Genomic DNA, 20745 nt, shown 5'->3' with positions numbered 1-20745 from the left:
TAGCTTACATTTGTGTAAGAAAAAAGCCCCAGCAAGGCTGAGACTCAGAACATAATTAAACTATTTTTAAATATGAAATAGATTTTGCGAACCTAGTAAGCTTATACCGAGACTTTTGGCAGTGATGAAAATGCCTGAAACGATTAGTTTCAGGCGTTCGGAAGTTTTGAGACTTTCGGCTCAAAACTGAGTCATGGAACTTCGCAGAAGGTCGCTGACGACCGTCATCACTTAAGAAAAGTCTCAAAAGAAAACTTTGTCTTCAATAAAAAAGCCCCAGCAAAGCTGAGACTTCATTTCGTGATTAGATAGCTTCTGTTGTAAAGCTACGGCTTTCAAGCACACGCACCATAGCATCTGCTGTATCAAGCGCTGTGAAGAGTGGAATTCCAGCTTCAATAGCTGAGCTACGGATAGCTGCTCCGTCTTCGTCATAAGTACGTTTGTTACCAACCGTATTGATAATAGCTTGCGCTTTACCTGTACGAACAAGGGCTGGAATGTCGTTGTCATCATTTTCACCCAACTTGTTAACAAGCGTTGCGTGAACTCCATGTTCATTCAAGAACTTAGCTGTTCCTTCAGTGGCGTAGATACCGTAACCGATAGCATCGAAACGACGAGCCAAATCAAGGGCTTCTTCTTTCGTATCATCATGAATAGTAAAGATGACATTACCAAAGGTTGGCAAGTGGAGGTAAGAAGCTTCAAAGGCTTTATAGAGGGCTTTTTCAAGAGTCGCATCTGTACCCATAACTTCACCAGTTGATTTCATTTCAGGTCCAAGGAGACTATCTACCTTAGCCAATTTTGTGAATGAGAAGACTGGTGCTTTAACATGGACATGCTTGCTTTCTGGGTAAAGACCATCTTTGTAACCTTGTTCAGCCAATGATTTACCAAGAATCAAGTTTGTAGCAACTTGTGCCATTGGGATATCAGTCACTTTAGACAAGAATGGTACCGTACGGCTGGCACGTGGGTTAACCTCGATAACATAGACAGTTTCGTCCTTAATAACAAACTGAATATTCATCATACCAATACAGTTAAGACCGATAGCCAAGCGTTTAGTGTAATCAGCAATAGTCTCTTGGATTTTCTTAGAGAGGGTTTGTGGAGGGTAAACTGCCATTGAGTCCCCTGAGTGAACCCCTGCACGTTCGATGTGTTCCATAATACCTGGAATCAAGACATCCTTACCATCAGAGATGGCATCCACTTCACACTCACGTCCAATGATATAGCTATCAACAAGGACTGGGTGGTCTGGACTTGCCTTAACGGCTGTACGCATGTAAGAACGAAGGTCATCTTCATTTTCAACGATTTCCATGGCACGTCCACCCAAAACGTATGATGGACGAACAAGAACTGGGAAGCCAATCTTACGAGCTGCTTCAACCGCTTCTTCTTCATTTGTCGCTGTTTGTCCTGGCGGTTGTGGGATATCGAGGTCCTTAAGGGCTTGTTCAAAAAGGTCACGGTCTTCGGCACGGTCAAGGTCAGCAACCTGTGTACCCAAGATTTTCACACCAGCTTTAGACAATGGCTCTGCCAAGTTGATGGCTGTTTGACCACCAAACTGAACCACGACACCCTTAGGTTGTTCCAATTCGATAACGTTCATCACGTCTTCGAAGGTCAATGGTTCGAAGTAAAGTTTATCTGAAACTGAGAAGTCTGTTGAAACCGTCTCAGGGTTAGAGTTCATGATGATGGCTTCGTAACCTGCAGCCTGGATAGCTTTCACAGAGTGAACTGTCGCATAGTCGAACTCAACCCCTTGTCCGATACGGATAGGTCCTGAACCAAGAACGATGACAGATTCTTTATCAGATTTGATTGATTCGTTTTCCCACTCGTAAGTTGAGTAGAAATATGGTGTTGATGACTCGAACTCAGCCGCACAGGTATCAACCATCTTGTAAACAGGAACAATGTTATTTTCCAAACGTGTCGCACGAACTTGGTCAGCTGTTTGATTCCAAAGATCAGCAATCTTACGATCAGAGAAACCGTTACGTTTAGCTTCTTTCAAAACATCAACATCGCCTACGTGAGTAGCCAATTCTTGTTCCAATTCGAAGATATGGAGCAATTTGTCGAGGAAGAAGATATCAATCTTAGTCAACTCTGACAACTCTTCAATAGTATAACCACGACGGATGGCTTCAGAAAGGTAGAAGAGACGGTCGTCTTGAGCTTTGACAATCTTTTCAACCAAGGCGTCGTCTGTGACGTCCGCAAGCTCAAGCATTTCATTGTGGTAAACACCGATTTCAAGTGAACGGCAGGCTTTAAGAAGTGACTCTTCGATGTTACGACCGATAGCCATAACTTCACCAGTTGCTTTCATTTGAGTACCAAGACGACGTTCCCCGTGTTCAAATTTATCAAATGGGAAACGCGGAATCTTAGCAACCACATAGTCAAGAGCTGGCTCAAACATAGCGTAAGTTGTACCAGTGACTGGGTTAATCATTTCATCAAGTGTCAAACCAACAGCAATCTTGGCTGCCAATTTGGCGATTGGGTAACCAGTTGCTTTTGAGGCAAGGGCTGATGAACGAGACACACGTGGGTTTACTTCGATAACATAGTACTTGAAGCTATTAGGGTCAAGAGCCAACTGTACGTTACAACCACCCTCAATTTTAAGGGCACGAATGATCTTCAAGCTGGCATCACGAAGCATTTGGTTTTCAATATCTGACAAGGTTTGCGTTGGAGCAAATACGATTGAGTCCCCTGTGTGGATACCAACTGGGTCAAAGTTTTCCATGTTACATACCACAAGAGCGTTGTCTGCGGCATCACGCATAACTTCGTATTCGATTTCCTTGAAACCAGCGATAGAACGTTCAATCAAACATTGTGTTACTGGTGACAATTTCAATCCATTTTCAGCGATTTCACGAAGTTCTTCTTCATTGGCACACATACCTCCACCAGTACCACCAAGGGTAAAGGCTGGACGAACGATAACTGGGTAGCCAATCTCTGACGCAAAGGCAACTGCTTCTTCAACCGTATTTACAATCTCTGATTCTGGAATTGGTTGTTCCAAATCTTCCATCAATTGTTTGAAGAGATCACGGTCTTCGGCTTGGTCAATGGCAGACAATTTTGTTCCCAAAAGCTCTACTCCAAGCTCATCAAGAATACCAGCTTTTGACAATTCCATTGCCATGTTCAAACCAGTTTGTCCACCAAGTGTTGGCAAGAGGGCATCAGGACGCTCTTTACGAAGAATACGTGTGACAAACTCAAGCGTAATTGGTTCAATGTAAACCTTGTCTGCGATTTCTTTATCAGTCATGATTGTCGCAGGGTTAGAGTTAACAAGAACAACACTGTAGCCTTCTTCTTTCAAGGCCAAGCAGGCTTGCGTACCAGCGTAGTCAAACTCAGCAGCCTGACCAATGATGATAGGACCAGACCCGATAACCATAATTTTTTTAATATCAGAACGTTTAGGCATAATTTATGATACAAAGCCCGTTAAGGACCCAGTGAAAATAGGAAACGTGACGACGACGCCTAAGCATCTAGTCACCGTTTATCTTTTTCACACAGTCCTTAGGGCGTGTTCACTTCCGTGAACCTGTATCTTCTCCTTTCTATTTGACAACTCTCTGGTTGTCATTAAATAAGGTAGTAGACTAGGGCGAACAAGAGTCACACCCCACTATAGTCACTAGACAGTTGCAATTAACGACGTGCTTTTTCAGCTTGGAAAGCATCAATCAATTCCAAGAACTCATCGAAGAGATAGCTAGCATCGTGTGGACCAGGTGCTGCATCTGGGTGGAATTGCACTGAGAATGCAGGGAAGTCACGGTGACGAACACCTTCAACTGACTTATCATTAATTTCTTCGTGTGTTACCATGAGGCAATCTGGAAGTGTCTCACGGTCAATGGCATAACCATGGTTTTGGCTGGTGAAGTCAACACGACCAGTCGCAATTTCACGAACCGCATGGTTAAATCCACGGTGACCAAACTTCATCTTGTAGGCCTTGGCACCATTCGCCAAACTAAACAACTGGTGACCCATACAAATACCAAAAATTGGAATTTTGCCTTGAATGCCACGAATCATATCAAGTGCATACGGTACATCTTCAGGGTTACCCGGACCATTTGACAACATCACACCATCTGGATTAAGATGGAGAATTTCTTCAGCAGTGATATCATGTGGCACAACAGTCACGTTACAGTCACGTTTTGAAAACTCACGCAAGATAGAGTGCTTGAGACCAAAGTCAACCAAAACGATATTTTTACCAACACCTGGTGCTGGGTAGGCTGTCTTAGTTGATACCTGCTCAATATTGTTGGTTGGCAAAACAGTCGCACGCAATTGATCTTGCAAGTGCTCGATACTGTCACCAGGATTAGCCAAAGTCGCTTTCATGGTACCGTGTTGACGGATAATCTTAGTCAAGGCACGTGTATCAATACCAGAGATACCAGGGATGTTTTTTGCTTTCAAAAACTCATCCAAGGTCATTTGGTTACGCCAGTTGCTGGCACGACGGCTAGCCTCTGACACAACAACACCCTTGGTCGTTGGCTTAATTGACTCATAGTCGTCACGGTTAACACCGTAGTTACCAACAAGTGGATAAGTAAAAGTCAAAATTTGACCATTGTAAGACTGGTCTGTGATAGATTCTTGATAACCTGTCATACCAGTATTAAAGACGATTTCACCCGTCACATCCACATCAGCACCGAAGGCCTGACCTTCAAAAATAGTGCCGTCTTCCAAAATAAGTAAACGTTTTGCCATTATAGTAAATTGTTCCTTTCACTAAGATACAAAGGGCGTTAAACATCTGAATGAAAATCAAATCTAACAAAGAAGCTCTAGCCTCTAGGAAGATTTGTCCCTTTTCAAAGATTTAGCCCATGTTCTTTTTCGTCTGATTCTCTCAGGAATCGGTTAACGTAGTTTACGCTTTGCCATTTAAAATAGCTTCAATAATTGCCATACGGACAAAGACCCCGTTTTGCATCTGAGCAACGATACGAGCCTTAGGCGCCTCAACCAGGCTATCAGCAATCTCCACATCACGATTAACCGGAGCAGGATGCATGATAATCGCCTGATCAGCTAACTTGGCATAACGTTCTTCAGTCAAACCATAGAGAGCATGGTAGTCTTCTTTTGAAAATCCTTTATCGTCCCCATGACGTTCGTGCTGAACACGAAGCAACATGAACACATCCAAGTCCTCAATGACGTCGTCAATAGCCACATGCTGACCATAGACATCGAACTCATTCGAGTACCACTCTGCAGGACCAGCAAAATAAAGCTGAGCACCCAAACGCTTGAGAATCTGCATATTGGATTTAGCGACACGCGAATGCGTAATATCACCTGCAATACAAATCTTAAGATTTTCAAAGGTTCCGAACTCTTCGTAAATGGTCATCAAGTCAAGCAAACACTGACTTGGGTGTTGCCCTGAACCATCACCACCATTGACAATAGAGGTCTGGATGGTCCTACTATCAATCAACTGCTTGTAGTAATCGACTTCCGAGTGGCGAACCACACAGATGTCAACGCCCAAGGCAGACATGGTCAAAATCGTGTCATAGAGGGTCTCGCCCTTATTTACCGAGCTAGTTCCAGCATCGAACTCAATCACATCCAAGCCAAGTTTTTTCTCGGCCACTTCGAAGGACTTGTGTGTTCGTGTTGAATTTTCAAAAAAGAGATTGGCAGCGAAATACTGTCGATCCAGCTGGAAATCAGCTCTGCCATTTTTAAAATCTCCACCTCGACGAATCAGGCCCAAGACCTCTTCATTCGTGAGGGTTTCCATAGTCACCAAATGCTTCAGTGACACTTTTCCATCTGCAATCGCCATAGTTTTTCCTTTTAAATTGATTGACTAATCTTTGCTACCTTTTTTAGGATCTGGCAAAATTTGGTAGAGCAAGATACCAAGAATGGTTGAGCTTGCCACACCCGTGATTTGAAGACCACCAAGGTCAATCATCAAACCACCGATACCAGAAACCAAGATAACACTAGCAATCAAGAGATTCTTTTTATTATCAAAATCAATCTTATGTTCAACTAAAATTTTCAAACCGCTAGCAGCGATAACCCCAAAGAGGGCAATAGATAATCCCCCTAATACAGGAGTTGGAATAGAATGCAAAAGTGCTGATAGCTTACCAATAAAGCTCATCAAGACCGCAATCACTGCTGCGCCCGCAATAACGTAAACTGAGTAGACCTTACTGAGGGCCATAACCCCAATATTTTCACCATAAGAAGTTACCGGAGGAGCTCCAAAGAATCCAGCGATAATCTGTGCCAAACCATCACCAGTAAGGGTACGGTCAAGACCTGGATCTTTAAAGTAATCACGCTCAGTCAAACTGTTTAGAACCATGACGTGACCAAAGTGTTCAGTCATCGTCACAAAGGCAATCGGAGCCATGGTCAAAATCGCACTTGGATAGAGCTTGAAGCTATAATCCACAAATGGAATGTCAAAGTTTGGAACCTGAATCCAATGTGCCGCTGCTACCTCTGAGAAATTGATAAAGCTATGTCCTGTCAGCAAACCAAGAACCGCTGAGAAAATATAGCCCACAATTAAACCAAGTAAAATTGGGATAACACCAATAATCTTCTTGCCATACATGTTAAAGAGGATAACCGCAAAGAGGGTCACCATCGAAATCAAGAGAGCATAGATACTATAGCTTTTATTTAAAGTTGTTGCATCATTGACTGCATTAGCCGCAAGGTTCAAACCAATCACCATGATAATAGGGCCAACCACAATGGGTGGAAGGACCTTATCAATCCAGTCTTTACCCGCATACTTAACAATCAGAGCCACAAGCAAGTAAACCAAACCACCTGCCATGGCACCTTGAGCCACTGCCGCAATGCCATCAGTCTTCATAAGTGTCTGCATGGCCGCAATATAGGCAAAACTAGACCCCATGTAAGCTGGAATTTTGTACTTGGTCACCGTCAAGTGAGCCAAAGTTCCCAAACCAGATGAGAAAAGAGCAATAGCGGGATCAATCCCAACCAAAATCGGCACAAGCACCGTCGCACCAAACATGGCAAACAAGTGCTGGAATGACAAACCAACCAATAAACCAGGTTTCGGCATATCATTCACATCATATTTTACGTTATTCACGATATCAAAGGACTCCTTAAAATAAGATACAAAGGGACGTTTTAGCGTAGCTAAACATTTCTGTAGAAAAATAGGAAGTCGACAAGGCACTCCAAAGAGTGCTAGGAGACTTATCTTTTTTCCTAAGAAATGAGTCCCGTGTTCAATTAATAAGATACAAAGCCCGTCTAAAGCCTAAAGCAAAAATAGGAAATACGATGACGGAGCACCAGCTCCTAAGAGTATTTATCTTTTTTGCACAAGGCTTAGGGCGTGTTCAATTAACAAGATACAAAGGGCGATTCACCCTATCTGTCAGCCAACTTAGCTTGGATCGATAATGTTGACACTATCCTTACCATCAACTTCTGTCACCAAAACTTCGATTTCTTCTGACTCACTTGTTGGGATATTTTTACCAACATAGTCAGCACGGATTGGCAATTCACGGTGACCACGGTCAACCAAGACAGCCAAACCAACACGCGCTGGACGCCCATGGCTAACGATATTATCAATAGCTGCACGAATCGTACGACCTGTGTAAAGCACATCATCCACAAGGATAACATCTGTTCCATCAATTTCAATAGGGAAAACAGATGTGTCTTGTTCAGCCTTAACATCATCACGGAAAGCCTTAGTATCAAGTTCAATCAATGGCACATCAAGGTTTTCCAACTGTTTCAAGCGCTCTTGGATACGCTGAGCAATATAAACACCACGTGTCTTAATACCAGCCAAGACAATCTTGTCGAGATTTTTGTTACGCTCAATAATCTCATAAGTGATACGTGTAATGGCACGTTTCATGGTTACGTCATCGACGATCTCTTTTTTCTTCATAAAAAGAACCTTTCTAAATACAAAAAAATCCCCTCGAAAACAAGGAGATACACAAAAATATGAGTACAGTTCACCCGTACACTTCTCATGGCTCCTTGCCTGCCTCTCTGGACAGTGATTAAAGGACTTATTCAATTAGGTAAATTATAGCAAATTTCAGACTCTTTTACAAGAAAAAAACGGACGCCTCTCCCAAGAAAGACTATCCGTTTAATAACTGTTAAGCTTCTCTCAACTTCTCCAAGGTTTCCTTGAAAATAGCAGGTTCTTCCGCTGTAAATTCGACCAATTCTCCAGTCGTAGGATGCGTGAAACCAAGGGTCTTGGCATGTAGAAATTGACCATGGCCCTTGAGGGTCTTGCGTGGCCCATAAAGAGGATCTCCCGCCACCGGGTGACCGATATAAGCCATGTGCACACGGATTTGGTGGGTACGACCTGTTTCCAGTTGCAGTTCCACCAAAGTATAATTGCCAAAGCGTTCAAGAACGGTGAAGCGTGTTACTGCAGGTTTTCCTTTAGCTGTAACCGCCTGCTTCTTACGGTCCTTGTCCGAACGCCCAATCGGAGCCTCAATCACACCTCGATCGTTAGGCAGATTGCCATGCACGATAGCCACATACTTACGAAGTGACTTCTTATCCTTAAGCTCAGCCGCCAAAGCATTGTGAGCCTTATCATTCTTAGCAATCATAAGGAGACCTGACGTGTCCTTATCGATACGGTGGACAATTCCTGGACGAACCACACCATTGATAGACGAAAGGTCCTTAACATGGTACATCAGGGCATTGACCAAGGTACCAGACGTGTGACCAGCTGAGGGATGGACCACCATACCTTGAGGTTTGTTGACCACTGCCACATCCGCATCTTCGTAGATAATATCCAAAGGAATATCTTCAGCCTTGTACTCCAAGACCTCTTCTTCTGGCAATTCATAGGTGATGACATCACCCTCTTTAACCGCATATTTGGCCTTTGCCGACTTACCATTAACCAAGACTGTCCCTGCCTTGATTGCTTCATTGGCCTGACTACGTGACAATTCTGTCAAATCTGCCAAAGCCTTGTCCAGACGGTTTCCCGCCTCTTTAATGATGACTTCCATTTTCCTCTTTCCATAAGATTAAAATCAAGAGCAACACGCCCACCGTTAGATAGGAGTCTGCCACGTTAAATATCGCAAAATCAATAAAATCAAGCTGAACCATATCAACCACGTAACCCAAGTGCAGACGGTCAATAAAGTTACCAATACCACCTGAGATAATCAAAACCAAAGATAGCACCAGCCAAAGACTCTTCTGATAATTCTTAACCAGATAAACCAGAGCCGCACCAATCACTAGAACCGTCAAAATCACAAAGAAATATTTCTGATCCTGTAAAATCGAAAAGGCAGCACCACGGTTCTGTAGATAGGTCAAGCTGAAAAGTCCAGGAATAGCCTTGATAACTTGGTTAAGGGCAATATTTGCCACAACCCAATGCTTAACCCACTGATCCAGACCAATCAGAGCTAGAATAGCCAAAGGAATCGCAACCTTACGCATAAATCCTCCTATGGTTTGTATGTATCAAAGTAGTCAAACATAACATTGACAAACTTGAGAGCACAAGACGACAAGTTAATCCCCTTACGACGGACATAAACCATCTTGTTATCCAAATTATCCTCAAGTGGAATCACCGTAATCCCATTCACACTTTGTGCATCCAAGAAGCCAGACCCCGTCGCATAAGCATCCGTCCGTTCCAAGATACCGTTCAAAGTCGCACGGTCTGTCACGTTAAACATAAGAGACGAATCTGACGTATCCACAAAGTTCTCAGAATAGTAAAGGTACTCGTCCTTCTCCTGAGTGAAACGCACCGTAGGCAAGGCCGCCAAGTCTTCCATGACCAGACTTTCTTTTTTAGCCAGAGGATGCCCCTTACGGAGATAAATGTGCGTCTTAAACGGAATCAAATCAATAGCCTCGAGCCCAAGCTTGTCCATATTTTGCTGGATTCCCTTGCTATTTTGACGATTCAAATAGATAATCCCAATCTCACTGTGTCCCTTGGCTACCTCATCCAAAATCTGAATGGTTGTAGACTCAAAGATACGGAAATCCTTGTAATCAGGGTAACGCTCTGAAAAAGTCGTAATCAAAGGTGGCAAAAAGTCATAGTGCTGGCTGGCAATCGAAAACTGGTTGCCCTTTTCAGAAGCATTGAGATAGCGATTTTCAAAACTATCAAAACTGCGTACCACCTCAAGTGCACGTTCGTAAAAAGTCATGCCCTGACTAGTCAAGACAGCCCCCGTCGTTGTACGGGTGAAAATTTGAAAATTCAGCTCCTGCTCCAAATCCTTGATAGCCACTGATAGGCTAGGCTGGCTCACAAAGAGCTTGCTGGCTGCCTCACGGAAGGTTCCGCTGTTGGCAATGGCTACGACATAACGTAGTTGTTGTATGTTCATCTGTGACACTTCTTTCTTGAAAAATCAATCATCCCTATTATACCAGATTTCATCCTCTTTTGTTGATACTAAAAAGCCCAGGCAACCCTGAGCTTGAATGACTAACAAAGTAGTCTTATTCGTCTGATTTGTCTGTCAAGAAGTACTCGTTTTCACGTTTGTCATAGTCGAAGGTCAAACGAACAGTATCTACCTTACCATTTTCTGGATTATAATCACGGTAGCTAAGACTCACTGACTGAGTGAGATCGCCCTGTTCGGTTTGTCTCATTTCATGATAAGTGAAGCTAGCCTCTGGGTGTTTTTCAACTACCTCAGAAAGTCGTGTACCCTTAAGCAAATCAGCTTGTGTACCTACAGACAACTTTTCATAGTCATCTTTTGTCCAGTTGCTATGATAGTCATCAACTTCTTTAACCTTATCATAGTCGAAGGTTGCTGAGGCAGATTTCAAAACATAGACATCGCCTTTGTTCTCAAAAGTCAAACGCACATAGTTGTTTCCATCTGTGTTTTCTTTTCTATAGGTAAGGTCTAGCAAATCTGGTTTATCTTCCTCGTAAGCATCACTATACTCGGCATCAGTCGCCTTACCGTGAGCGTCCAAGACCTCATCCAATGTCAAAGTACCAACTTTCAACTCCTTAAACTGATCCTCAGTCCAGTCAAACTTATAATTCTCATCGATGTACAGATAAGCTCTGTCGTGACCGTCGCTTTGGAACTGCTCAGCATGGTTCATGACATATTTCACCGCTTGATAACCTGCTCCAGCAAGCGAAGTCATGAAGAAGATAATTGACATGACTAGGGCAATAATAGATAGTGCCTTGCGTGTCGATTTCAGACTCAAAACCAAAGTCACAATCGCCAAAATGATAAGGAAGAAAGCAAGGAAGGTAAAGACAAAACCGATAGGAAGCGTCCAAGACAAAACGACAAATAGAATCCCCAAAACTAGGATAATAATTGGCAAAGCAATATTAACAAAAGCATTGTTCTTGGTTACTTTTGGCTTGTAATAAGGGTTTTCCAAAGGTATCTGACTTGCCTTTGGAGCCTCTTTTTCTTGTTCTTTCTCCATGTCCAACTCAGGCATTGGCTTAGGAGCTTCCTCCTCTAATGCCACCTGAGCCTCGTCTAGTTGCTTATCTGCTACTGAGTCAGCTGTCACCTCTTCAGTAGTTTCAGAGCTATCCACCTGCTGAGTTTCAACCTGCTCAGACACTTGGGCACTTGGTTCCTCCGAAGCAATGACAAAGCCCTCTTTCTTAGCTTCCATAAACTCCTCAGGACTTGGTTTACGACCATTGGCGTCCTCAAAGTGACGCACCCATTCTTCTCTAGTTGCCATAGCTGACTCCTTTATCTCTTTTTCTTTATTTTATCATACTTTAATCTAGTCTTATGAAAATAAGGTCAGATATAAGATAGAATTTTTTGAGACTGCCTGATGTGCTTTAGTGTCAAGCCATCTCATGAAAATGGATGGAAGAGTCAAAACCACCCGTGAGAACGGGTGGCTTGCTCTTCGGCTGAAAGCCTCTGCTACCGGCCGAGGCCTAAAGGCCTACCGAATGGTTTCCCTTCAGCACCACCTTTGCTAGCTGACCCGTCTAGCGGGTCTCTTTAAGATTACTTCTCTTATTCTTCTCACCTGTAAACGGATCATACTCCTCAAATAGACTTAGCTGATCTGCTATCACGTCTTCTTGTAATTGATTACGAATATATTCTTCAATTCGCTTCTGATTTCGTCCAACCGTATCAACATAAAACCCTCGACACCAAAATTTGCGATTCCCATATTTATACTTTAAATTAGCGTGTCGATCAAATATCATTAAGCTACTTTTGCCCTTTAAATATCCCATAAATGAGGAAATACTTAGTTTCGGTGGTATACTCACCAACATGTGAATATGATCTGGGCAAGCTTCTGCTTCATGTATTTCAACACCTTTTCTTTCACATAATAATCGTAAGATTTGACCTATACTTGCTTTGTATTTCCCATAGATTATCTGACGTCTATATTTCGGTGCGAAAACAATATGATACTTACAATTCCATGTAGTATGTGCTAAACTATTATTATCCTGTCTCATCAGGGGTCCTCCTTTTGTATATTAGTTAGTGGTCGGGAAACCTTATCTAATATAACACTTTAGGGGGACTTTTTTGATACATCGCTAAAAGCTTTTCGGAACCACTAGCACAGCTAGTGGTTTTCGTGAGACAAATAAAAGAAACTGCCCCCCAAAAGTTAGATTTTTTCTGTCACACTTTTGGGGGGCCATTCACTTCTAGTGAATTATAGTATTTTCACTGTCCACTGTAAGTGGGAGTATATCACCTTCACCGTCTCAGAGGATAGGAATTAAAAGAAGATTTCAATAGAAAAAGGACTCTGCATTGAAAAAGAATCCTTAATTTCTTATAATCCCATCAAATAATTTCTTCAAATTCCCAAAACTCACCACTGGAAAGACGAGTCCTGAATAGAATAAGAGCACGGTGTTTAGAAAATCTACCAAGACTGAAATTCGTTGGAAGCGGATAGTCAGTCGAATCATGACAAGATAATAGCCGAGGAAAATCAGGAAACCAATCAGTACCACGAACAGTCCTTGGAAACTGATGATCTTCAAAGAAAAGTGAGTTGGTAAACCCTGATGAATCAAAAGCAGAGCAATCCAGAAGATCAAAGACAACCAAACAAAGTAAACTACTGCTCGTTGCAGGTAAATTCTATACACTGATTGCAAGGCATACTGGGTGCCAAAAGATTGCCCAGACCGAATCTCGTACTCCAACTCTTCATTTCCCAAGGAAACCACATGGGTCAAGATGAAATAATAATAGAAATAGGACAACTGAAAGTCAGAATTTCCTCTCAAAAGGCTATAAAAACCAAGAATGAAAATGACGTGGTAGAGGGTGTCAAACAGGGTATCCGCCCAGCGTCTCCTGCGAAAGAGATAAAATCGATTCACTTCATTATACATGGAACAAACTTCCCTTCTTTTTGGCATAGGTCAAACAAGTTTGAAAGCACAAGTAACCCAAGAGCCAGTAAATCAAACCGTATCCCAGTAATAATAAAAGAACGAACCAACTTGGCTGGCGGATAAAACTCACCAAGAGATGGAAAGGCAAGAAACGAGTTAAAGTAGCAATTAAATGACTCGATTGTTCCTGAAAACCAACCAAAAAGAGAATCCCGTAAGCAAGGAGGCTAGTAATACTGGAAATTTTTGTAAAGACAAAGGAAAAACTGGCAAAGAGAAAGCCTAGACCATAAAGGGACGCAATAACCACAAAGGACAGAAGAAAGGTAACAAATGTATCGACCCAGTCAGTAGGAAAGGCAATCTGCTGAACCAAGGCAACCAAGCAAAACAAAGGAATGGCCTTGACCAAGTCCAACAAAATCTGTACGATAATTTTGATAAAAAGCATGACAAAGATGCTCCTCCGACTCTGAATCACGTTGATAATGGTGCGGTCTGCAATCTCATCCTCGATAAAATAGGTCGGATGAGTGATACTGTGGCTAGAAAAATACCAAGTAAAAAGCAAGATAAACAGCTCAAAAGTATCTTTCTGACTGTCAAAATAGTTCAGAAAACCCGTAACCAGAAAGAAAATTCCCAAATTGGCAAAGAGAAGATTGACTTTGAACTGTTTGTATTCACTGAGTTGGCGACTAAACTCTCGCCCAATCGCTGCTAGCATCATTTGAGCACCTCATACAGCAAATCTTCCAAAGAGGCAGGTTCTCGAGTGAACTGCAAGACTTCCGTTTCTTCTAGCAATAGCCGATAAAGGTCTGGATTTCTGGTCTCTACCGAAATCCCACCATCAAGCACCTTGTAGTCCAGCTCAGTAAAGTTTTGTCTCAGTACACTTTCTGCACTCTTATCTAGAAGCAAGTGATAGACTTCATACTGGTGGACATTGCCAAAAATCTCTTCAAAGGTTCCATCACGATAAAGCCGCCCCTCCTGAATTACCACCACCCGAGTGCTGACCTTCTCGATAAAACTAGCATCATGACTGGTGATAAAAATACTGGCTTGATGGTGACGAGCATAATCCTGCAAAAGAGTCATCAGCTGTTTTTTTGCCAGCAAATCTAGCCCATTGGTCGGCTCATCCAAACAGAGTACTTTCGGTTTTTGCACCAAGGCTAAGATTAAGGTCAATTTTTGACGGTTGCCCTGGGACAGTTCTGAAACCAGCGTGTCCTTATAAGAGGTAAAAGCCAGCTGGTCACACAAGACATCCACCTCTGCCTTGATATGAGACAAGGCAATCCCATTCAAGCTTAGAAAATATTGGAGATTCTCCATAGCTGTCAAATAACTGTACAACCCCTGCCCGCTCTCCAAGACAAACTTGGCCAGCGAGTGGATTTTCTTGGAGCGATTAGAAACGCCATAGACACGAACCTCGCCCTTATCCTGCAAAAAAATCCCTGCCAAGAGCTTGATAAAAGTCGATTTACCGGCACCATTGCCACCAACGATGGAGAAGATTTCACCTGAATCCGCTTGAAAATCAGGAATGTCTAACACCAACTTCTTGTGAAAACTCTTTTGAACTTGTGAAAATGTTATGTTAGTCATTTAAGATAGCCCCTTGATTTGGAAGATTCCCTTTAATTTGTTCAATTATTTTTTCAATATCTATAATTTCAGTATTATTAGGAATAATTATATTGCTTTGGAATATAGAGATTGTAGATATACTCATTTTTCCCCTCTTCATTAACACTCTGAGCAATCTCACGAATTTTTTCATTAATTTGTTTTTCCATTTTATCCTCCAATACGGTTTAAAATTGTTTTAACTTCAAGCATTTTGCCATCAATTTCATACATTACTTTAACCACACCCTAACCCTGCATCCTCCTATACTCCTTCGATTTCTCGCCATACCAATCCTTAGCTGAGTAGTTAAACTGCTCTCTATATTGCTCAGAGTATTTGAAGAGGTAATAACCTCGTAGCAAATCAATGGAAAAGACATAAGTCGCAAAGACAAATATTGCTGGCATAATAGGCATCAACACGGCATCAATGCTCCCTCTTATATCACTTCCAGTGGAGCGGTCAAAGAGCACCAGTCCAGCTGTAATCCCGGTTCCACCTAAAAAAACCAAGCCATCCGAAATCTTTTCAGTCACAAGTGCTACCATGGGGCTAAACTCTGTCTGATTTTGAAGAGCTTCCTTCAGTTTACGGGGAACCGTTCGAATCAAATAATAAAACGAAAGAAGAAACATAGCCCCCGATAGTATACTGACAATATTTCGTCGTGTCATCATCATTATACCAGCACAGACCGTAAAGATAGCGAGTAAGACTACCATGTAAAAGTAGGTGCAAAATTTCAGCTTCATCGGGCTTTTTCTGTACCTTATTGAAAAGATCAGATAAACCAGATACATGATAAGATACAAGAAAATCATGGGCCACTGAATCCAAGAAAATGTAGGATCTTGTTCAACGGTCAAGCCCTTTATAAACATCGGTGTGGCAATGGAAGAAAAGTAAAGAAGAATTGAAGTGATAAATAAGCCAATAAATCGTTTCTAGCTCCCTTTTTGGTTGAGCTTTTCTACAGTATCCTTAGTGACAAGAGACTGACTTTGCTCGAATGTATAATTTAAGAATTTCAATAACTTTCTCCTTTTATCAAGAAAAAACAGGAAGGTTTCCCCTCCTGTTTCTTAATTAATCTTCGCCATCTGGACCTGATTTATAAGTAAGGTAGAATGTATCGTCATCTTCTTTGGTATCAAATGACAAGTAAACACTCTTGAGTTTACCATCTTCAGCCTCATAGTCACTATAAGAAATACTCATTTCTTTTTTGAATTCACCTTGACGAGATGTTGAGATTGTGTATTCTGCACTTGAAGCTTTAGGGTGATCCTTAACGATATCTTCAAGTTTCGTACCATTTGATGGATCAGTGTAATCACCCTTCTTGAGAGCATCAAACTGTTCTTTTGTCCAGTCAGCTTTGTAAGAGCGATCAACTTCTACCTTATCTTGAGGGAATCTACCTGAAGCATATGACAAGATAAATGTACCGTCATATTGTTTCTTAAAGTTTAGGTAAACACTTTCACCATAGTCTTTACCAGAGTAATTCAACTTCATCTCATCGCCAGAGATTTGTGCATCAGAAGCCTTACCATAAGTCTTGATGATAGACTTAACGGTATCCTTACCTGCTTTCAACTTCTTGAACTTAGATTCATTCCAGTCAAATTTAGCATTTTTGTCAATGTAGTCGTTGACATCAGTACTGTCACCTTTTGAGTCAGATTTAGAGTCAGATTTTGAATCGCTGTCATCATCTTTTTTGTCAGCGTCATCATCGTCTTTATCAGCAACTTTTGATGTCTTGCTTGAGCTTGTGTTGTCACTAGAGTTTTGAGAGATTTGGAAAATCAAACCACCAATAGAAACAAAGAGCATGAGACCAGCCACACCTGTTGCGATGATTGAGAGCAATTTCTTGCTTGACTTAAGGCTGAAGATAAGTGAAACCACTGCTACAGCAACTGCAAGCACTGTCAAGATAATGAAGAGCCATGCAGGACTGACAAACCATGCCAAAATAGCAAAGATTACTGCAAGAGCAATCGCAACGATTGGCAAGATAAGATTGAAGAGAGGTTTATCTGCTGAGCCAGCTGCTGCTGGATTAGGAACTGTTCCAAATCCTTGAGCTGAAGAGATAGGTGCCTTTTCAAACATGCTTGAATCAAATTGTGGTGTTGGTTGTTGCGCAGGTGCTTCTGAGAAGGCTGCTGTTCCAAATGGTGATTCACTGCTTGCTTGCTCAGCAACAGCATCTTCAGCTGTTTCAGCAACATCTGCGATGTCATCTTGTTCTGTGACTTCTTCAGTAGTAACTGGTTCTGTCGCTACTGCTTCAGTGACAGGTTCATTAGCTGGTGCTTCTACAGATGCTGCTTGAGCAGCCAAGGCACTTGTATCAAAGTCAGCTGCTTTAGCGTCCAAAAATTCTTGGGGGCTAGGTTTACGCCCATGTACCGACTCAAAGAGTTCAGCCCATTCTGCTTTAGTTGACATAAAAATCTCCTTTTATCAAGAAATCTAAACAAGAGATACCTTCGACTTGGCGAAGTTTTCTATAGTCAGGATCTAGACACCTATCTCTAATCAAGGCAAGTGCATATGTCCCTTAAAAAGTCCGACCTCACTTTACAACTTGAGGCAACCTTTCCCTATATCTAGTCCCATGTTCATTTTCTTGTTGATAGTTCCATTCTACCATATTTAAAGACCTCTGTTAACCGTTTCCCAAAAGGTTTTTTTCTGCTACAATAGTAGATATAATGCACCAAAGGAGTTATATATGAAAAACATTAAAAAGTACATTCCATTAATTATTGTACTTGTTATCGCAGGCCTAGGTTTTGCCTTTCGTGAGAACATCTCACGCGCCGTTCGTGGAGATGCCTACGTTGATAACAAGATATTCACTAAACAATTAGAAAAGGCTCAAAAATCTGGAAAAGATGCCTTTCCACAGTTGTCAGACAAGGTTGGTAAGGACGAAGCTGAAGTTATCCTCCACACTTCAAAGGGTGATATCACAGTCAAACTCTTCCCTACACTTGCTCCTAAGGCTTCTGAAAACTTCTTGAAGCATGCCAAGGACAAATACTATGATGGGCTTACCTTCCACCGTGTCATCAAGGACTTCATGATTCAAAGTGGTGACCCTAAGGGTGACGGTACTGGCGGAGAATCTATCTGGAAGAAAGGGTTCGCTGTTGAGCCTACACCATTCCTATACAACATCCGTGGCGCACTTGCTATGGCTAATACTGGTGCTAAAGAGTCAAACGGCAGCCAATTCTACATTGTTCAAAACAAGGATGATCAAAGCAAACAGCTAGGAAATGCTGGCTATCCAAAACCTATCATTGACGCCTACAAAAAAGGTGGTTACCCAGCTGGCGATACTAAATATACCGTCTTTGGTCAAGTCATCAAAGGCATGGATGTCGTTGATACCATTGGCAACCTTGAAGTCGATGACAACAGCAAACCAAAAGAAAATGTAACGGTCAATTCCGTTGAAGTCGTTAAAGACTACAAATTTAAATAAACAAAAATCCGAGAAGCTGATTCTCGGATTTCTTTTTTATTTAACAGCGGTGAGGAGATAATCACCTGTGTTAACGCGAGCTTCTTTAGTTGTTAAGACATCATCAAAGTCAGCTGTATTGGTCACAATGACTGGTGTGATGACTGGTAATTTAGCGTCTCGGATAGTTGCTAGGTCAAATTCTATAAGTTTTTGACCCGCTTCTACGACATCCCCTGCTTCCACATAGGTCTTGAACCCTTTTCCAGCAAGAGAAACAGTATCCATACCAATATGGATGAGAAGCTCTGCACCATTTTCAGTTGTCAAACCAATCGCATGACCAGTAGGAAAGACTAAATTCACCGTTGCCTTAGTTGGTGCAACAACAACACCATCGGTAGGATCAATAGCGATACCTTTACCCATAGCTCCTGAAGCAAAGACTTGGTCAGGAACTTGGTCAAGTGGTACGACATTCCCGATGAGTGGGCTAGCAATGATTTCTTGTTGAATTTCTTTAGGAGCAGGTGCAGCTTCCTCAGCTTTTTCTTCAACCTTAGCTGCTCCACCACCGTATAGATTTGGTACTCGTACAAAGAGTTGAATGAGGAAGGCGAGAATACCACCAACGACAGCAATAAGAATCGCAAAAATCACTTTAGTGAGATTACCGTCCGGTCCAATAAGACTTGGGAAGACAAAGACACCCAGACCACCTATTGAATACGCCTTAATATCTAGGGCCATCATGGCAGCTCCCATCAGTCCTGAAACACCACATGAAATGTAGAATGGCGTTTTCATTGGAAGAGTTACCCCATAGATAGCAGGTTCTGTAACCCCAAAAATAGATGAAATGAAGGCTGGCATAGAGATGGTACGGACTTTTTCTTCTTTCGTTTTAAGCATGATAGCTCCCAACACACCTGTTTGCGTGAAACATGGAAGAATAGCTGCTGAAAGAATAATAGAACTTCCGTTTGTTGCCACATCTAAGATAGCAAGGGGAACAAGTGCCCAGTGCATTCCGAACATAACCAAGACTTGCCACAAAACACCAAGTACAAGACCAAAGACAATCGGATTAAAGTTCATGATTGCTTGGAAAAGATTTGTCAATCCATCAGAGAAAGTATTGGCAACTGGCCCCACCACCAAGAATGTTAATGGGACAGTAATGAGTAATGTAAAGAAGGGTACTACGAAGACTTTAATGACATCTGGAGTAATCTTGGTAAAGAATTTTTGAATGTATGAAGCCACCCAAACGGCCAAAATAGAAGGCATTACAGTTGAGAGGTAGCCACCTGCAGGAAGCGCAAATGGAATAACTCCTAGAACATGACCTTGACCCGCTTTCTGAAGAGCAGTCACCAGCGTAGCAATATCAGGATAAACAAGTGCCGCTGCAATCGCAATAGCTGTAAACTCATTAACCTTGAAACGACGAGCAGATGTCAAAGCAATTAAGATTGGCAAGAACTGGAAGAAACCATCTCCTGCTGCATTCAAGATGACATACATAGGACTCGTTGCAGCTGACAAGCCACAAGCTGCCATGATAGCAACTATCCCTTTGATAATCCCCGCCGCAGCCAAAGGTCCAAGGAAAGGTTGGAAAATACTTGAAACCAAAGATACAAAGCGGTCAAAAAGATTCCCTTTAGGCGCATCACCTTCATCAATATCAAGACTACCACCTGCTGGAAGACCGCCAACTTGGAGAACCTCCGCATAAACATCAGGGACATGGTTACCGATAACCACCTGATATTGACCACCTGCCTTAACAACAGTAACAACACCGTCACGGCTCTTAAGGTAGTCATCATCTGCTTTAGACTCATCTTTCAAATCAAAGCGCAAACGTGTCACACAATGTTTTAAGCTATTGACATTTTGCTTACCACCGACGTGTTTGAGAATGTCTTCAGCTAATTCAGTATATTTAGCCATAAGGGCTCCTTTCTTTTCTAGGATTATTAGTCTCCTTTGAGGCTTTTTCAACGAAAAAAACCCAAATAAATACCAAGAACCAATTAGGGTGAGTATACACTACTCCCATTAGTTTTTCGTATTTATCTAGGTTTTGCCTGCTGACCAGTAACAATC

17 protein-coding genes and 1 pseudogene are annotated in these 20745 nt (G+C 42.0%); 1 reads left to right on the top strand and 17 read right to left on the bottom strand.

Going from position 1 to position 20745, the window contains the following annotated elements:
- Nucleotides 1-304: 304 nt before the first annotated feature.
- The 16 genes and pseudogenes from carB to ACYVQ1_RS00720 all read right to left on the bottom strand — a co-directional run bounded on the left by carB (nucleotide 305) and on the right by ACYVQ1_RS00720 (nucleotide 17606).
- Nucleotides 305-3484, bottom strand: coding sequence for a carbamoyl-phosphate synthase large subunit (gene carB, locus ACYVQ1_RS00795; RefSeq protein ID WP_461249505.1), 3180 nt, complete (start codon nucleotides 3482-3484; stop codon nucleotides 305-307).
- 230 nt (nucleotides 3485-3714) lie between these two features.
- Complete coding sequence (locus tag ACYVQ1_RS00790) at nucleotides 3715-4803, bottom strand: carbamoyl phosphate synthase small subunit (RefSeq protein WP_002890257.1); 1089 nt, start codon at nucleotides 4801-4803, stop codon at nucleotides 3715-3717.
- A gap of 163 nt (nucleotides 4804-4966) precedes the next feature.
- Nucleotides 4967-5893, bottom strand: coding sequence for an aspartate carbamoyltransferase catalytic subunit (locus ACYVQ1_RS00785; RefSeq protein ID WP_461249504.1), 927 nt, complete (start codon nucleotides 5891-5893; stop codon nucleotides 4967-4969).
- Nucleotides 5894-5917: 24 nt separating this feature from the next.
- The gene (locus ACYVQ1_RS00780) at nucleotides 5918-7195 is read right to left on the bottom strand and encodes a uracil-xanthine permease family protein (protein WP_048676126.1); all 1278 of its coding nucleotides are present in this window, start codon (nucleotides 7193-7195) and stop codon (nucleotides 5918-5920) included.
- Between the two features lie 303 nt (nucleotides 7196-7498).
- The gene (pyrR, locus tag ACYVQ1_RS00775; protein WP_002890254.1) at nucleotides 7499-8020 is read right to left on the bottom strand and encodes a bifunctional pyr operon transcriptional regulator/uracil phosphoribosyltransferase PyrR; all 522 of its coding nucleotides are present in this window, start codon (nucleotides 8018-8020) and stop codon (nucleotides 7499-7501) included.
- Nucleotides 8021-8240: 220 nt separating this feature from the next.
- A complete protein-coding gene (locus tag ACYVQ1_RS00770; protein ID WP_002886027.1) occupies nucleotides 8241-9131 on the bottom strand; it encodes an RluA family pseudouridine synthase in 891 nt (296 codons plus the stop codon).
- Complete coding sequence (lspA, locus tag ACYVQ1_RS00765; RefSeq protein WP_037602007.1) at nucleotides 9115-9576, bottom strand: signal peptidase II; 462 nt, start codon at nucleotides 9574-9576, stop codon at nucleotides 9115-9117. The genes ACYVQ1_RS00770 and lspA overlap by 17 nt, the downstream gene beginning before the upstream one ends.
- 8 nt (nucleotides 9577-9584) lie before the next feature.
- Nucleotides 9585-10490, bottom strand: a complete 906-nt coding sequence (locus ACYVQ1_RS00760) for a LysR family transcriptional regulator (protein WP_021144556.1) — start codon at nucleotides 10488-10490, stop codon at nucleotides 9585-9587.
- A 115-nt stretch (nucleotides 10491-10605) separates the two neighbouring features.
- Nucleotides 10606-11844, bottom strand: coding sequence for a CD20-like domain-containing protein (locus ACYVQ1_RS00755; protein ID WP_461249503.1), 1239 nt, complete (start codon nucleotides 11842-11844; stop codon nucleotides 10606-10608).
- Nucleotides 11845-12106: 262 nt separating this feature from the next.
- Nucleotides 12107-12598 carry an IS200/IS605 family transposase gene (gene tnpA / locus ACYVQ1_RS00750; protein ID WP_461249502.1) on the bottom strand — a complete coding sequence of 164 codons (492 nt, stop codon included), beginning with the start codon at nucleotides 12596-12598 and terminating at the stop codon, nucleotides 12107-12109.
- Between the two features lie 321 nt (nucleotides 12599-12919).
- Complete coding sequence (locus tag ACYVQ1_RS00745; RefSeq protein ID WP_461249501.1) at nucleotides 12920-13498, bottom strand: hypothetical protein; 579 nt, start codon at nucleotides 13496-13498, stop codon at nucleotides 12920-12922.
- Nucleotides 13491-14231, bottom strand: a complete 741-nt coding sequence (locus ACYVQ1_RS00740) for an ABC transporter (RefSeq protein WP_461249500.1) — start codon at nucleotides 14229-14231, stop codon at nucleotides 13491-13493. The genes ACYVQ1_RS00745 and ACYVQ1_RS00740 overlap by 8 nt, the downstream gene beginning before the upstream one ends.
- Nucleotides 14228-15121: an ABC transporter ATP-binding protein gene (locus ACYVQ1_RS00735; protein WP_461249499.1), complete on the bottom strand. Its 894-nt coding sequence runs from the start codon at nucleotides 15119-15121 to the stop codon at nucleotides 14228-14230. The genes ACYVQ1_RS00740 and ACYVQ1_RS00735 overlap by 4 nt, the downstream gene beginning before the upstream one ends.
- A gap of 89 nt (nucleotides 15122-15210) precedes the next feature.
- Nucleotides 15211-15312, bottom strand: a pseudogene (locus tag ACYVQ1_RS00730) (immunity protein YezG family protein); the annotation flags it as partial.
- 79 nt (nucleotides 15313-15391) lie between these two features.
- Entirely contained in the window at nucleotides 15392-15898 is a 507-nt protein-coding gene (locus ACYVQ1_RS00725; protein WP_461249498.1) for a hypothetical protein, read from the bottom strand.
- 334 nt (nucleotides 15899-16232) lie between these two features.
- Nucleotides 16233-17606 (bottom strand): hypothetical protein, encoded by a 1374-nt coding sequence (locus ACYVQ1_RS00720; RefSeq protein ID WP_461249497.1) that lies wholly within the window; start codon nucleotides 17604-17606, stop codon nucleotides 16233-16235.
- Between the two features lie 286 nt (nucleotides 17607-17892).
- On the opposite strand from ACYVQ1_RS00720, the gene ACYVQ1_RS00715 reads away from it, so the two are divergent.
- Complete coding sequence (locus tag ACYVQ1_RS00715; protein ID WP_021144561.1) at nucleotides 17893-18651, top strand: peptidylprolyl isomerase; 759 nt, start codon at nucleotides 17893-17895, stop codon at nucleotides 18649-18651.
- A 36-nt stretch (nucleotides 18652-18687) separates the two neighbouring features.
- Here the strand turns inward: ACYVQ1_RS00715 and ACYVQ1_RS00710 are convergent, their stop codons facing one another.
- Nucleotides 18688-20589 carry a beta-glucoside-specific PTS transporter subunit IIABC gene (locus tag ACYVQ1_RS00710; protein ID WP_461249496.1) on the bottom strand — a complete coding sequence of 634 codons (1902 nt, stop codon included), beginning with the start codon at nucleotides 20587-20589 and terminating at the stop codon, nucleotides 18688-18690.
- Nucleotides 20590-20745 lie beyond the last annotated feature (156 nt).

It is taken from the genome of Streptococcus parasalivarius (assembly GCF_054785155.1).
This window is presented reverse-complemented; position numbering and strand designations above follow the sequence as displayed.